We start from the raw sequence: 15,805 nt of genomic DNA on the forward strand, positions 1-15,805 counted from the left end.
CTTACACATTCCGGTTGTCGTTTAGCGTCAGACTCTGCTTAAGCGCGCTCCAGCACACCTCGTCCTCTTCGGTAAAGGCTCTTAATGCCGAGAGGGTAAAAATCATCAATACCGGTTTGCCCGGCGTCTGCACGGCCAGCTGTTTTTGCCACAGGCGCTGTCCGTTACGGTCAAACGTGGTCTCAACTTCCAGCCCGTTAATTTTTCCGTCAGGCCCGGCGTTTACGTTCCGGAATTCGCTCTGGGCGATCTCACCCATCTGAGGACGCAACACATCCCACTGGCGGTGAAACTCTTGTTCGTAGTCGCTGCCATCGAGAATCACGCCGCGGCTGACCACCACGGACAGCCCGCTTTCGTCATCGCGAATAATGTTCATGCTGTTATCCTGCCAGGCAGCAGGAAAAAGGGAAAATGAACCTTCCTGGAGGGTGTATTTCATAAGTTAACTCGGGATGATTAATATTGAGAGAAACAAAAAGGCCAATCCATGTTGGCCCTTTGGCTGGCTGTTTTATTATTTACGCCATTGACCTGATTGTTCGACTAAAACATGGCTGCCTTTGCTGACAACCAATTTCACGGGTGCATAAGTCACGGTATAAGCGATCTCGCCATTCTTGTAGGTTGAGCCGATTATTTTACCTGCGGAGTCGTGCAACGTTTTTCCCCTTAAGGAGATCGTACTGTTATCGCTTTTGCGCACGCCGAGATAGACCATCTGATCACATTCGCTATCAAAATGACCGCACTTATTTATAAGAGAAATAGCGAACCTTTCGGTGTCCAGTTTTCTGGTTTCAGCGTTTTGAACCGAAGCGGCTTTTCGTAACGTATAACGCTGCGGAGCATAATCATTTCCTTTTTGCGGAGGCGTTACCAGACGCCATTCCATTTCACTCCCCTTTATTTCCAGAACAGCCCGTCCGCCTGCGCCGCCAAACGATGAGTCGAACTCTACGTTCGCACGGTTTCCCGCGATCGTACCGCTAAGATTATGCTCATCATCTTCCGGGCAGTCGATGCGGTTTCCTCTCTGGGAGATATAGCAATAAGACCCGGTGATACGGTTGCCTGATTCAGCTAACTGCAGGGTTAACGTCGAGTCGTTGCCAACCCCGCCTGCCCAAACCCCGTCAAACGCAGGTCTCGATTGGCTGTTCGCTGCAAACTGCATCGTATTGAACCTGGCGGCCCATTGCTGAATATCGGCATTAATCGGCTGACTATTATCAGATGACTGGTAATGGATAACGTTTGATTCTGGAACCACCCAGGCCGCGAAGATTTTGCCGTCAGGATTGATAACCAGCGCTGAGGCATTTTCCTGGTAGAGATCCTTTAGCCAGCCCTCAACAAACAATCCTCCACCTAAAGTGGTATGCGGTTCACCGAAGACATCAAAGTTATCAATAAAGTCCTGGTAATGATTTCCCAGCGTTTTCCTGAGAATGCCTGTCACTTCGCTATCATTAACGATGCGACTTACCGTATTGAGCTTATTGTATTGCGATAATTCAAGCGCGGTTGACGTTTCAACGACGCCAGCCAATAAAGCCGCGCACAATGCGGATGCTAAAAGTTTATTGGACATAATTTACTCTGAAGAACCATTATCGTAATTCATTGTTATTTTCACAACGTTGCCGCCCTTCATCTCAAAAGAGAGTACTTTTTTACCCAACGCATAGGAAACCCACTGGGTCCCTGAATCATTTTCAACAAGGCCATTGCCGTATGCGTTGTTCAGCTCTCTGGTTGTTGAACCCACATGGACACCCCGCGGCGTTGCGAAGTCTTCGGCAGTCAGCGTAATCTGCGACACGATATAATCATCAACGCTTCGTTCAGCTTTATCCCACCAGAGATTGGAACTGAATATTTCTAACCCAGCCCTTTGATGCTGGTAGAATTTATAGTTCGTTCCGTCAAAAGGAACCTCACCGACAAAGTTGCCTTCCCACGGCACATCAATTTTACCGGCACTATCAGGAGACCATCGGTCGCCCAATGCGACAGGCTGGTCTTTGATCTGCACAGAAAAATCCCGTTTTGTCAGAACGGGAGGCATCACCTGAGCCAAAACCACATTGCTGCCGAGACAGGTAAGCATCAGGGCAGAAAAAAGAAATGTCGGCGTGTGTTTTTTCACGTTAATCGTCATTTATTGAATGTGTATTGCTATTATCATCCAGAAGAAACCGCCAGGACATGAGTGCAGTATTTCTTAGTCTGCGCTAATGACGACTGAACCCAGACAGTGAGGATTTTTCACGGTGAAACTGAAGCTCACCTTTTGTCCATTCATATCTTTTCGGGCTATATAGCTGGTCACTTCGTTCTCCGAACGGCCGCGCGGATAATCAGTTAACCTCAACTGCGGATAGCGCTTTTTAACGGTATCAAGCGTTATGCATTGACCTGAGGAGGGTGAAAAATTCAGTAAAGGCGCCATGCCGTCGTTATCTTTGCTTAAACGTAACTCAATTGCGGTTATGTTCGTCCCATCAGCGAGTTTGATATCGTCGGCATTGTAGAAATTGATATATTCATTTTGCCTGGTCATCTTAAACGATAACGGCGCATTACTAAGGGTTGTAACGGATAACGTCTTAAGCGATGCACTCATCCCGGAAATGAACATCCAAAGATCCTTTTTCTGAGCGTCTCCTTCAGCCATTCCCGTCGTTAATAATGCGATAAGTACCGCACCGGCCTTACTCATCTTTTGGCGTAAATTTCGCCTGCACCGCCGCATCAATATCCCCTTTATGCCCCGATCCCGGCGCCGTCGTGCCCGGCTTGGTTCCCGACGTGTTCAGATGCAGCTTACCGCCCGTAGTGATATACCCATCCCCCTCGACAAAGAAGTTAAACTCTTTGCCGATCAGGTTAATCTTGCCGTTCGCGTTGAGTTCAATGGCGCTCTCACCAGAGACCAACCGCAGCTTCGTCCCGGAAGCGATAACATACTGCTCCACCGCCGCATCCAGCTTACCTTTCCCCGTCAGGATCTCGGTGCCACCTTTCACGGCCTGGGTCTGATTCGCTTCCACGCGATGCAGTTCGTTTTTCTTCACGTAATGGCTGCGCGCTCCGCCGACGCTGTGCGTTTCATCATTTTTAACGCTGGTGTCCATGTTACGCTCGGCCTGGATCCACACCTGCTCTGCACCCGCTTTATCCTCAAACCGCAGGGCGTTGGCATTGTCCACGGAACCGTCTTTTGTGCGGCTCATAAAGCCCATCTGCGTCGCCGCAGCCGGCAGCGCCCACGGCGGCATGCTCGCGTCGTTGTACACGCGACCGGTAATGATCGGACGGTCCGGGTCGCCGTTGATAAAGTCCACCACCACCTCATCGCCCACGCGCGGGATCTGCACCCCGCCGTAGCCCTGGCCCGCCCACGCGCTCGACACGCGCACCCAGCAGGAGCTGGTGTCATCGCCCTTCGCCAGACGGTCCCAGTGGAACTTCACCTTCACCCGGCCGTATTTGTCCGTCCAGATACTCTCGCCCTTCGGCCCCACCACTTTCGCCGTCTGCGGGCCGTAGGTGCGCGGCCACGCCGTGCTCTGCGCCGGACGGTAGGCCACCGACGCAGGAATGACCGTGAAATCGGTCCGGTGAATGGTCTCCCCCTCGCCGCTGGCATAGCGGTTCTCTTCGAGGTGGTAACCCGCGGCAGTGACCAGATACTCTCCGTTGTCGCTGAAGAACGGCGCGTTGGTTAAGGTGAAGGTGTGCCCGGGCGCAATCCCCGCCGCCGTGGCGGTGGCCTGAATCTGCTGATGCTCAACCTGCCAGCGCTCCTGACGAATGCGGGCATAGAACTCCCCGTGCCCCTTGTCCACAAAGCGACCCGGCCAGTCGTACACGTCGATGCTGCCTGGCTTCGGCGACGCCGGGTTCTGCTGGGCCTGGAACAGCCACGCGTTCGGCTTGCGGAAGTCATAGTCGTCGAGGCTGTAAATCCCCGGCGTCACGCTGTCCTCCAGCGCCCACTGGCTGATGCCCTCTTCATCCGTACTGCCGCCGGACGGCGTCTGATGGTAAGGAATGACCTCATAGCCGCTGAACGGCTGGTACTGCGTGGCGGCGTCGGTGAGCACCAGGGTGTGCTTGTCCGCCTCATGGCGGAAGTGATAGGCAATCCCCTCCAGCTCCATCAGGCGGCTGACGAAGTCCAGGCTCGACTCCTGATACTGCACGCAGTAGTCCCACACCCGGTAGCTGCCGGTGAGTTTGTCCTCAACGTTGACCTGATGCTCGCCCAGCAGGGTTTTCACAATCTGCGGCACCGTCTGCCCCTGGAAGATACGCAGGTTACGGTCGCGCTTCATCGGCCACAGGTCCGGCCCACCGTCAGCTGGTACACCGCATAGCGGGTGCCCGTCAGCTCAACGGCGCTGACCGCCACGCGGGTAATCTTGCCGTTAATATAGCGGGGCGTCAGCAGGCTCTGCGTCGGGATGGTCACCGTGACCGGCTGGCCCAGCAGCTTACTGCGGTCAATGCGCGCGTCCGTGCCGAGCACGGTCAGCGTCAGCGCGAACGACTCGGACATCGCCTCGCGGCCCGTCAGTTTCCAGAACAGAAGCCCCTCCACCGGGAGCTGAACGGTAATTCGGTTGAGCATAATCTTTATTCCACTATGGACTAATCTCGGTGTTCATTGAGATATTTTTTAAATCGTGCTTATTTAAGCCATAAACCTGAAAACATAAGGACGCTCCCCAGGGAAAGTACGCTTTTAGCAACGATAAGTAAGCAAGGCGCAACGACGCGTGTTATAGACGATATTGCTTCATAATTTTCAGCATTGTATTTTTTGTGCCCTCCTGTAATCCCGGAAAATATCGTGCAGAGCAGCACAACGGTAACTTTTAGTCCCCATACGCACAGGAAAGACATGGAAAAGATAATCGAATAGTGTTTCGCCGTTGCGACGGAGAATAATGACATTGACTGAGCGAGCCATTTCAACGTAAAGCCAATAACAACCGTAGCCACTAGCACCAGAATGAACATCAACCCAGCAAGGAACCATTGTTTTTTACTGAATAAGTCTTTTCCATTCCAGATAAGCGCTAGTGTCCAAATCATAAAGAGAATAAAGAAAAGCCATTGAATCATAACGTGCCACATTTATACATGTTGTTCTCCAGGCATTGTCGTGTCGTCATCTCACTTCGCACCACACTCCTTTTCCAAACCAAATACCATAAAACAACAAGATACAGCTTAACGCGGCGAGAGATTTTGGTATCAGGCGTAATATTGGCCCAAACCGCTGATTGACTATATCAGTGATGCCATTAATTCAACCCAACTCAATATAATTTTATTTATCCACAAACCATGGTCACCACATGTTCTCTTCTCGAAGAATCTGTATTGTCCAATTTTTGACACGCCGGGACGCTTTTAACTAACAAACCATTAGGGACAGACAAAGAAAGAGGCACGGTACAATACCCGTGCCATATGACTAATATAATAATAAGAAATTATCCTCTGGAGCTCTATCGAACAGTTCACCTGCCATTTTGGCGATACGTTCGTGCTGCACGAGTTTGTTTTTCCACTCCTGCGGAATACCGGAATAACCATATAATGCTCCAGCTATTTGTCCCGCCGTCGCCGCAACGCTGTCAGCGTCATCGGCAAGATTGGCGGCCAGTAGAATTGCATCGCGGAAATTATCCGTATTCCATACCGACCACATCGCGGCCTCAAGCGTATCTATAACATAACCACTTGAACGAATCTGATTGCGAGTTTTTTGCTTATATTCACCCGCGTTGATAATCATTACGCGTGGCTGAAGCGGCATAACGTGCGGAGAAAAAACAAAATCTTTATTGCTACCGTTAATCATATGCACAAGCAAATAACTTAAATACTGTGTGCTATTTATTGCTTCCGCGGCACCGTGTGTTGCGATACTCTGTTTTTTAGCTTCATAAAACGCTTTGCTTAATGACTTTCTAAAAAAATAGAGACAGGGGCTTGTCTGATAATGGAAGCATTACCTGCAGTTTCTGCCGCAGTATTGCCGCTCCATCCTGGGCCAATTGTTAAATATTGCTCTAAAGCAAATCGCGTTGTATTACCTATATCAAAACAGACGCCATTAGAACTGTTATAACCATGCTGATACCATGCCAGAAGCTTATTCCTGAAGCATATAGTATCAGCATCACCTTTCTCAAGAAGCGTTTCCGCAAGACATAATGCCATGGATGTATCATCCGTCCATTCACCTGCGCGGAGTCGAAATGGCCCACCACCTATCATATCTTTGACATGTGCTTTGTCACGAGGTAAAAATTCGAGCGTCGTACCTACAGCATCTCCAACAGCAAGACCTATAAGCGCACCGACAGCACGATCCCGTGATTCCGCGAGTGAGATGTTACATTATGGTGTTAAGTCCCATTGTTTTTGTGCATCGCAATCAAAAGATGATTCTAATAGTTTATCATTATATTTATACTGCATCTTCTGCTGGACTGAAAGACTGCTAACAGGTAAGTACTTACTATATATATCTACATATTTTAACAATACATTCAAATTAGCATGTAAGTCTATCACCATTCACCCATAATAAAATATTTTTAATATCAAACCCTAAAATTCACCAGGATATTTCATTTTAAGATTATGTTGTTTCATTTTGTAATTGGCATCAACCTCATGCGGCAGTCTAACCTTTAACCCTCGGCGGATTTGATCCACAATAAACCAGGCATCCGACAACCTTTCAAAAAACAACTCATCAGAATTATCAAACTCCTTTGCTGCATACATACCGAAAGTCATTTTCCATAATTTTGCTTTATCCTTTTCCTTGCCTTCGATTAAATCCCGTAGAAATATTAATTGTTGTACAATAGAATCGTACATTTGTAAAAGTGGGGAGTGGGGGTTGAGATGTTTTACCTCAGCATATCTCTTTTCTGCTAAAGTTAATGCTTTTTCAACATAATTTAGAGCTGTCATGTTATTCATTATATGGAGTCCAAATATCACGCTTAGTGGTAAACCATTGTATCCCACCGCCTTCTGTCTGGAAAGGTTTGTCTGGTACAGACCAGGTGTCCAAGGCTGGTGTGGCACTACTTCGAAGCATCTCAACTTTTTGTTGCGCTTGATAAGCTTTTACTTCTTTAGGAACAATTAACCCCGTATCCCTGACCTGTCCCTCTGGGTTAATGCCTAGTTTTGTGGCAGGGGTCGATTCGTCAAGAGAATACCAGTTTCCTTGCCAATTCCCTGGGGATTGATTCTGATAAGCTATTTTGCCTTTATTGATTGTTTCAATTGTCACTCTCTGTTCAAGATCTATACCGCTGCGATAAGCTGGTATTTTACTTTCTTCAACACCCTGAGAACGCATAAAATCATCAACAATTTTTTGATTTGCACGGATATTAATATCTCTATTAAGATCGCCCGTGCGTCCAAATTTTTCATTAAGTTCAGCTCTTCGGGCCGAAATATTTGGCTTAACCGGTTCGAGAACAGGCTTACCAGCCCGCCACGCATCAAACCTTGCCCCGCCTTTCATGCCAGCCCCGCCGCCAATAACCGAGCCGATCAGCATCCCCCATTTCTGACCGTCACTACCTTCGCCAAACAGCATTCCCCCCGCATAACTACCGACTGTCCCACCGCCCATCGCACCGAGGGTACTCAGAAGTGCGATTGCCGGACTGGCCAGCACCGCCATGGCTCCGGCACCAACGGCGAGCATCGTCCAGTTCACCCATTCCGGGATTTCAGGACTTATTTCATCGGTCTGAACTTTGCTTCCACCGATAATAACATTACGCGATCCCTGACTAATCTCAGCGCTGCATGTCAATTTATCGCCTGTGCGAGAGGCGGGAAAGTTGTTGATGTAAACTTTTATCGAACCTTCCGCAACCCGTTGCAGGCTACCGCTGTGCTCATCACACTCTCCGGCTGACAGGTGAGCGCGGATCGCCTTTCGGCTGTTGATAAAAACATTGGGTGAACCTTCTTTTAGCGTACCGGCAGTATGGCGTGGAGCCCATGACATACTGCCGAGGAGCTCACCCAACCCACCCGCAGCGCATGCCCCAGCCGCAACGGCAGAAACAGCAACCAGCGCGGTCCCTCCGGTGACGACAACGGCAGCTGCGCCCAGAATGGCCCCGCCCACCAATCCTGCAATCATCCAGCCTTTTGAGGCTGTATGTGCAATCTCATCATCTACGCGAGCAGCCTGACATTCGGACATGGCTATTCGGCTCGCTGTGCCATCAGATACTTACGGATCCGGTCGGCTGTATCAAGCGGGTCAGAACCAGACACCTGGCGGCATACGGAAAGCTGTGAAAGTAGGTGATGTGATTTGTCTGCGAAAGTCGTCCACAGCGCGTAACGAAGGGGTTGGCTCCCCGGAACGGGTGCAATACTGAGTGGTTTACCCTGTTTTTCAAAAAGCAAATATTGCCCCTCTTTCGCCCGCTGAAGCGAAAGATGTCCATACAGTTCCTGAATGTTTTCAAAGACACTCAATTCCTTACTCTCACTATCAAGCGCAAAAAATGGCCCCTGGCTGTCGGCAGCGAGCATTTCTCTAGTTTCAGTCTGAGCCGGTTTGTGGAACTTAATACTGCGGATAATTTCCTGATATTGATTATGATAATAATCGCTAAACTCGCCCGGGCAAGTACCGATATAACACACCATCTTTTGGCCGCCAGGATGGTCACCGAGCAAAATAACGGTCTGCCTCTGGAAAATGATCGCATTATCATTTTTGAATTGATAAAAAAGCTCAACCGCCGGGAGACCATCAACAGAGGTCATCTGCGAGGATTCGAGACGAAAGTCGGGCACCGTAATTTCCAGTTCACGTACCAAACGAGTTGCCGCATCATGGACTTTATCTTCGTTTTTAGCACTCGCACGAGAAACAACAAAAGTAAACTCGCTGGCTCCGTTATCACTCAGGGTAAATAAATTCATGGTTCTGTCTTTAAATACATCGGGTAAGGCAAGGGATGCTTCCTGAAGAATATATTCAGCCATTCGGGTTACTCTTACTTATTGCCATTAATAACAAAAAAACTATCCACTTCCTGCTGGATTTCACCCTGAAGGGATGCGCCAGGCGGATCGATGACATTTTGTCCATCATCAGGGTTCAAATGTAATTCGCCAGAAAGCGTATTAATTTGCGCATTCTGTTTCGCAGTAAAGTTAAAGTTATTACCAATGATATGGACGCTGCCGTCTTTTGATAGCTCGATGGCGCTTTCACCACATTCCAGTCTCAGCGTATTTCCTGCGGAAAGTATAAAATTATTAACGACTTTATCGTTTCGACTGTTCCCCGTCAGGCATACCACATCGCCTTTAATCCCTGATTTCTGATTTTTCGCTACCCGTAAGGTTTCATCTTCGCCAACAAACTGGGTTCGATTTTTTTCAGTAGAATGTGTTTCGTCGTTTTTGACGTTAATATCCAGATTGCGCTCGGCCTGGATCCATACCTGTTCTGCGCCCGCTTTATCCTCAAACCGCAGGGCATTGGCATTGTCCACGGAACCGTCTTTCGTGCGGCTCATAAAGCCCATCTGCGTCGCCGCAGCCGGCAGCGCCCACGGCGGCATGCTCGCGTCGTTGTACACCCGACCGGTAATGATCGGACGGTCCGGGTCGCCGTTGATAAAGTCCACCACCACCTCATCGCCCACGCGCGGGATCTGCACCCCGCCGTAGCCCTGGCCCGCCCACGCGCTCGACACGCGCACCCAGCAGGAGCTGGTGTCATCGCCCTTCGCCAGGCGGTCCCAGTGGAACTTCACCTTCACGCGGCCGTATTTGTCCGTCCAGATACTCTCGCCGTTCGGGCCCACCACCTTCGCGGTCTGCGGGCCGTAGGTGCGCGGCCACGCCGTGGTCTGCGCCGGACGGTAGACCACCGCCGACGGAATGACCGTGAAATCGGTCCGGTGAATAGTTTCACCCTCGCCGCTGGCGTAGCGGTTCTCTTCGAGGTGGTAACCCGCCGCCGTGACCAGATACTCACCGTTGTCGCTGAAGAACGGCGCGTTGGTTAACGTGAAGGTGTGCCCCGGCGCAATCCCCGCCGCCGTGGCGGTGGCCTGAATCTGCTGATGCTCAACCTGCCAGCGCTCCTGACGAATGCGGGCATAGAACTCCCCGTGCCCTTTGTCGACAAAGCGACCCGGCCAGTCGTACACGTCAATGCTGCCCGGCGTCGGCGACGCCGGGTTCTGCTGGGCCTGGAACAGCCACGCGTTCGGCTTGCGGAAGTCATAGTCGTCGAGGCTGTAAATCCCCGGCGTCACGCTGTCCTCCAGCGCCCACTGGCTGATGCCCTCTTCGTCCGTACTGCCGCCTGACGGCGTCTGGTGGTAAGGAATGACCTCATAGCCGCTGAACGGCTGGTACTGCGTGGCGGCGTCGGTGAGCACCAGAGTGTGCTTGTCCGCCTCATGGCGGAAGTGATACGCAATCCCCTCCAGCTCCATCAGACGGCTGATGAAGTCCAGGCTCGACTCCTGATACTGCACGCAGTAGTCCCACACCCGGTAGCTGCCGGTGAGTTTGTCCTCAACGTTGACCTGATGCTCACCCAGCAGGGTTTTCACAATCTGCGGCACCGTCTGGCCCTGGAAGATACGCAGGTTACGGTCGCGCTTCATTGGCCACAGGTCCGGCTCCACCGTCAGCTGGTACACCGCATAGCGGGTGCCCGTCAGCTCAACGGCGCTGACCGCCACGCGGGTAATCTTGCCGTTAATATAGCGGGACGTCAGCAGATTCTGCGTCGGGATGGTCACCGTGACCGGCTGGCCCAGCAGCTTACTGCGGTCAATGCGTGCGTCCGTGCCGAGCACGGTCAGCGTCAGCGCGAACGACTCGGACATCGCCTCTCGGCCCGTCAGTTTCCAGAACAGAAGCCCCTCCACCGGGAGCTGAACGGTAATTCGGTTGAGCATAATCTTTATTCCATCTAGCTTATGCGATGCAGATAAGAGGTTCTGCATCTGTGATAAAGCGTCATTCAAGAAAGGGGCTTTTCCCTCTTGATCATCCAAAAAACAAGAGAGTAGATTTTCAGTGACTCTGATGTGACAAATAAACCTACATTCAACCAGATGTTTGAAAAATCAAACATACTTACTAAAAGAGGGAACAATGAGACCGAACATCTGAATGAAATCAAGCGAAATAATTCCTGAGCGAGTGCAAGTTTAACCGCTCCGATCTTTCGCTTGAAGAATAAACAGGCCGAAGTACACAAAGAGAGTAATAAAAGTAAGTCAAGCACAAAAAAAAGCATGACCAAAATGCTGAAACCATCACCTGCATAATAATGCAACGAATCACTAAACGCTTTTGCGTCAGAAATGAATGGAATTCTGTGCTGGCGAACTGAATTCACGCAATAAAGCAATATTGCGAGAAGATCCATACTTCCCCAGAAATACCATAGATGGCTATTTAAATGAGCGAGCTTGTTTTGTGTACGCCCGTTATTGTTATTTAAAAAAATGGGGGAGCACATATTGGCTTCAACTCAACCCTCCGGGTTAGGAATAAATTCAAAACGCACAAACAGGAGAGACAATCTTCTCGTACTCCTTTGAATGAAGCCTAAGACTTCAAAGATCGTACACTTCCATAGTCTCCCCTGTTTATATTCCTACGGATTCACCAGCCAGGTGCCCGGCTTGGTAATATCCAGCGTCTGGCCACGCGTTCTTCCGTTGCCCTGCAGTTCAATCTTCGCCTCACCAGCCGGCAGCTTGAGCGATGCATAGCCGTTGGTTCCCGGGCGCAGCGCTTTTGGCTCGCCGTTCACTTTCAGCGTTTCGCCGTCGAGGATGCGGATATAGACCAACGCAACAGGACTCGCGGCAGGCGGTGGCGTCTGCTGTGCCGTCGCCGGTTCGCTCACCTTCACCGTTTCTGGCTTCACGTCTGGGGCGTTCGCGGCGGTTTCGGTTGGACGCGTCTCTGCCGGTGCCTGCGCAGCCTGCTCTGGCGCATCTTTGCCGCCGCTAAACAGCATCGCGCCAGCGACAACGCCGACCAGCACGCCTGCGGCAACCATGCCTGGGATCCTGTAGCGACGCCAGTCGAGCAGCGACGCCGGCTGTTCTTCCTCCACCGGTACCAGCATGGTGCCGGGCTTTTTCGCCGTCAGCACGTCGTTAATCCCGGCGACCGGCATCTCTATCAGCGCGGCGAACTCATCGATGGACTGTGGACGGTCCTCCATGTGCAGCGCCAGCGCGCGGTCAATGGCCTGCAGCAGCGGAATGGAATAGCCCTGCGGCATGATTTCCACCAGCGGTTTGCAGGTATCCTGAATCGAGCGCACCACGCTGACCGGGGGCGGAGAACCCACAATTAGGGTACGCAGCACGGCGCCGAGGGCGTAAATGTCCGTCCACGGGCCCTGCTCGCTTTCGTTGTCGTCGGTGTACTGCTCAATCGGCGCAAAGCCCGGGCGCAGCATGGTTTCCGTTTCGTCGGAAAGGTTACCGATGGTGCGGCGCGCGGAGCCGAAATCGAGCAGCACCGGCAGGCCGTTATCCTGGATCTGGATGTTATCCAGAGAGATGTCGCGGTGCAGGTAGCCTTCGTCGTGGATGGTCTTGATCGCACCGAACAGCATCGGCAGCGTGCGGCGGATCCAGGCTTCGTTGATCAGCTCCGGCTTTTCCTCGCGCAGGCGCGAAAGCGTGGTGCCGCTGTAAAACAGCGTCCCCATGTAGGCCGTGTCGTTTTGCACCCAGAAACGCAGGACGTGCAGCAGGTTCGGGTGGTTAAAGCGCGCCAGCAGACGGGCTTCCTGGATAAAGCTGTTCAGGCCCGCGGAGAACGCTTTGCCAAAGCGCTCGCTGCGCAGCACCAGGGTCATGTCGTCGCCGCGTACGGCGAGCGAGGAAGGCATAAATTCTTTGATAGCGATAGTGCGTTCGAGCTGGTGATCCCACGCGCGATAGACAATGCCAAAACCGCCGCCGCCGATCACCTCTTTGATTTCAAACTCGTTGAAGCGGTACCCGACCGGGAGCGCGTTTGGGACAGTCCGATTGTTATCATTATCCGTCATCTTTTACAGTTCTCTTGATGATTATTACGCGGCAAACTGACAGTGAAACTCGCCCTGCTCGCAGGTGACGTGCAGACGTCGGTACTGTTCGTCGCTGCGGCTGGCGGTAAGTAAGATCTGGCTCATCTGAGGCAGCAGGGTGTTGGTCAGAATAGCATCCACCATGCGGCCGCCGGACTCCACCTCGGTGCAGCGCTGAACAATCTGTTCCACCACGCTGTCGTCAAACTCAGAAATAATGCTGTGATTCTCCTCCAGACGACGCTGAATGCGCTTGAGCTGCAGGCGAACAATCTGCCCCAGCATCTCGTCGCTGAGCGGGTAGTAAGGCACCACCAGCAGGCGACCCAGCAGCGCCGGTGGGAACACCTCCAGCAGCGGCTGGCGCAGCGCGCCGCTTAAGGCCTCAGGCTCCGGCATGAGGTCCGGATCGGCGCACATGGCGCTAATCAGCTCGGTGCCGACGTTGGAGGTCAGAATAATAATGGTGTTGCGGAAATCAATGTGGCGCCCCTCGCCGTCTTCCATCCAGCCTTTGTCGAAGACCTGGAAGAAGATCTCGTGGACGTCCGGGTGCGCTTTCTCAATTTCGTCCAGCAGCACGACGCTGTATGGACGGCGGCGGACGGCCTCGGTTAATACCCCGCCTTCACCATACCCTACGTACCCCGGAGGCGCACCTTTTAAGGTGGAGACGGTGTGCGCTTCCTGGAACTCGCTCATGTTGATGGTGATGACGTTCTGCTCGCCGCCGTACAGAGATTCGGCGAGCGCCAGCGCGGTTTCGGTTTTACCGACGCCGGACGGACCGCACAGCATAAAGACGCCCACCGGCTTGTTCGGGTCGTCCAGCTTCGCCCGGGAGGTTTTCACGCGGCGGGCAATCAGGTCCAGACCGTGACGCTGGCCGATAACGCGCTGGTTCAGCGTGTCGGCAAGGTTGAGTACCGCGTCGATCTCGTTTTTCACCATCCGGCCCAGCGGGATCCCGGTCCAGTCAGAGACGACCGCGGCGACCACGTTTTCATCCACCGCGGCAAACAGCAGCGGCTCGTCTCCCTGTAAGGCGTTCAGCGCCTGCTGCTGCTCCGCCAGCTGGCCGCGCAGCTCGGCGGTATCTTCTTCGCCCGCCGCGAACAGCGCGGCGCGCAGGCGGATAATCTCCTGCACCAGGCTGCGCTCTTCTTCCCAGCGCCGGGCCAGGGCTTCGCGTTTTGTCTCATACGCGTCGCGTTCTGCGCGTAATGCCGTGACGCGCTCGGCGTCACCCGCCCCCACGCGCGCTTCGCGTTCTGCGATCTCAATTTCCACGTCAAGCGCAGCAAGGTGGCGCAGGCAGTCTTCCAGCTGCGCAGGCGGCGCGCTCTGGCTCACCGCGACGCGGGCGCAGGCGGTGTCGAGCAGCGCAACGGCTTTGTCCGGCAGCTGACGCGCCGGGATGTAGCGGTGGGACAGCTTCACCGCCGCGCTGACCGCTTCGTCGAGCAGCAACACCTGGTGGTGCGTCTCCAGCGGCGACACGGTGCTGCGCAGCATCAGAATGGCTTTCGCTTCGTCCGGCTCGTGAACCTGCACCGTCTGGAAACGACGGGTCAGCGCCGGGTCTTTCTCAATGTACTTTTTGTATTCTGCCCAGGTGGTGGCGCCGATGGTGCGCAGCTGGCCGCGCGCCAGGGCTGGCTTCAGCAGGTTCGCCGCATCGCCGGTCCCCTGCTGGCCGCCTGCGCCAATCAGGGTGTGGATCTCATCGATAAACAAAATGATCGGCGTGGGGCTGGACTGGACTTCGTTAATGAGCGCCTGCAGACGGGCTTCAAACTCGCCTTTCATGCCTGCACCGGCCTGCAGCATACCGATATCCAGCAGCCACAGCTGAATGTTCTGCAGCGGCTCCGGCACGTCGCCGTCGGCGATACGCAGCGCCAGCCCTTCCACCACCGCCGTTTTCCCGACTCCGGCTTCCCCGGTCAGCAGCGGGTTGTTCTGACGACGGCGCATCAGGATATCGACCATCTGGCGGATCTCCTCGTCGCGCCCGACGACCGGGTCAATCTTCCCTTCCCGGGCGCGGGCGGTCAGGTCCTGACCGTACTGGGCCAGCGTCCCCTGAGCAGCCGGTCCTGCACCCGCCGGTGCGTCGACAGCGGCAGCGGCCTGCTGCGTCTCTTTGCTGTTGGCGCAGATGGTATCGAACTGCTCAATCAATACCTCGACGTTAAGGCGGGTGAACTGCGCCGAAATGCTTTTCAGCACGTTGGCCAGGTTCCAGGTTTTGAGTATGCCGATCAGCAAATGGCCGCCGCGAATGCGGCTGACGCCAAACTTCAGCGAGCCGAAGACCCAGGCGCGCTCCACGGCGCTGTCGATATGCTCGGAGAGATCGGAAACGGAACTCGCCCCGCGCGGAAGCACATCCAGCGCGGCAACGATATCGCGCGTCAGCTGCTGCTCGTCGAGGGCAAAGTGGCGGATGACCTGCTGCAGATCGCCATCCTGCTGCTGCATCAGCTGATGCAGCCAGTGCACCAGCTCAACATAGGGGTTGCCGCGCAGCTTGCAGAACGCAGTGGCGCTTTCCAGAGAGGTAAATAACAGCGTATCCAGTTTGCCGAAAAGCACGGCACGGCTAATTTCTGACATGTTAGTTTCCATTAACAATGATTCGGTATA

The 15,805-nt window shown here is 53.2% G+C and carries 12 protein-coding genes and 2 pseudogenes; all 14 read right to left on the minus strand.

From position 1 onward, the window contains the following. Window position 1: 1 nt before the first annotated feature. The 14 genes and pseudogenes from ACVCAM_RS08515 to tssH all read right to left on the minus strand — a co-directional run bounded on the left by ACVCAM_RS08515 (window position 2) and on the right by tssH (window position 15,775). Complete coding sequence (locus ACVCAM_RS08515) at window positions 2–442, minus strand: DcrB-related protein (protein ID WP_025913108.1); 441 nt, start codon at window positions 440–442, stop codon at window positions 2–4. Window positions 443–517: 75 nt separating this feature from the next. After that, window positions 518–1,594, minus strand: coding sequence for a hypothetical protein (locus ACVCAM_RS08520; RefSeq protein WP_025913109.1), 1,077 nt, complete (start codon window positions 1,592–1,594; stop codon window positions 518–520). A gap of 3 nt (window positions 1,595–1,597) precedes the next feature. Then, complete coding sequence (locus ACVCAM_RS08525; protein WP_320750934.1) at window positions 1,598–2,152, minus strand: hypothetical protein; 555 nt, start codon at window positions 2,150–2,152, stop codon at window positions 1,598–1,600. A 75-nt stretch (window positions 2,153–2,227) separates the two neighbouring features. Further along, entirely contained in the window at window positions 2,228–2,725 is a 498-nt protein-coding gene (locus tag ACVCAM_RS08530; protein ID WP_253270965.1) for a hypothetical protein, read from the minus strand. Then, window positions 2,718–4,639 (minus strand): annotated as a pseudogene (locus ACVCAM_RS08535) (type VI secretion system Vgr family protein). The gene ACVCAM_RS08530 and the pseudogene ACVCAM_RS08535 overlap by 8 nt, the downstream one beginning before the upstream one ends. Before the next feature lie 59 nt (window positions 4,640–4,698). After that, window positions 4,699–5,136 carry a hypothetical protein gene (locus ACVCAM_RS08540; protein ID WP_447093569.1) on the minus strand — a complete coding sequence of 146 codons (438 nt, stop codon included), beginning with the start codon at window positions 5,134–5,136 and terminating at the stop codon, window positions 4,699–4,701. Between the two features lie 355 nt (window positions 5,137–5,491). Beyond that, window positions 5,492–6,600, minus strand: a pseudogene (gene tri1 / locus ACVCAM_RS08545) (ADP-ribosylarginine hydrolase Tri1). 36 nt (window positions 6,601–6,636) lie between these two features. Continuing rightward, the gene (locus ACVCAM_RS08550; RefSeq protein ID WP_008503524.1) at window positions 6,637–7,017 is read right to left on the minus strand and encodes an immunity protein Tsi6 family protein; all 381 of its coding nucleotides are present in this window, start codon (window positions 7,015–7,017) and stop codon (window positions 6,637–6,639) included. After that, on the minus strand, window positions 7,010–8,272 hold the full coding sequence (locus ACVCAM_RS08555; protein ID WP_025913143.1) for a polymorphic toxin type 46 domain-containing protein: 1,263 nt from the start codon (window positions 8,270–8,272) through the stop codon (window positions 7,010–7,012). Before ACVCAM_RS08555 ends, ACVCAM_RS08550 begins: the two co-directional genes overlap by 8 nt. 2 nt (window positions 8,273–8,274) lie before the next feature. After that, window positions 8,275–9,069, minus strand: coding sequence for a DcrB-related protein (locus ACVCAM_RS08560; RefSeq protein ID WP_008503526.1), 795 nt, complete (start codon window positions 9,067–9,069; stop codon window positions 8,275–8,277). Between the two features lie 11 nt (window positions 9,070–9,080). Further along, complete coding sequence (locus ACVCAM_RS08565) at window positions 9,081–11,009, minus strand: type VI secretion system Vgr family protein (protein ID WP_348581201.1); 1,929 nt, start codon at window positions 11,007–11,009, stop codon at window positions 9,081–9,083. A 65-nt stretch (window positions 11,010–11,074) separates the two neighbouring features. After that, the gene (locus tag ACVCAM_RS08570; protein ID WP_223825724.1) at window positions 11,075–11,485 is read right to left on the minus strand and encodes a hypothetical protein; all 411 of its coding nucleotides are present in this window, start codon (window positions 11,483–11,485) and stop codon (window positions 11,075–11,077) included. A 231-nt stretch (window positions 11,486–11,716) separates the two neighbouring features. Then, the gene (locus ACVCAM_RS08575; protein ID WP_025913114.1) at window positions 11,717–13,135 is read right to left on the minus strand and encodes a serine/threonine protein kinase; all 1,419 of its coding nucleotides are present in this window, start codon (window positions 13,133–13,135) and stop codon (window positions 11,717–11,719) included. A 24-nt stretch (window positions 13,136–13,159) separates the two neighbouring features. Further along, window positions 13,160–15,775 (minus strand): type VI secretion system ATPase TssH, encoded by a 2,616-nt coding sequence (gene tssH, locus ACVCAM_RS08580; protein ID WP_447093570.1) that lies wholly within the window; start codon window positions 15,773–15,775, stop codon window positions 13,160–13,162. Window positions 15,776–15,805: the final 30 nt, after the last annotated feature.

It is taken from the genome of Enterobacter sp. CFEC122 (genome assembly GCF_052983755.1).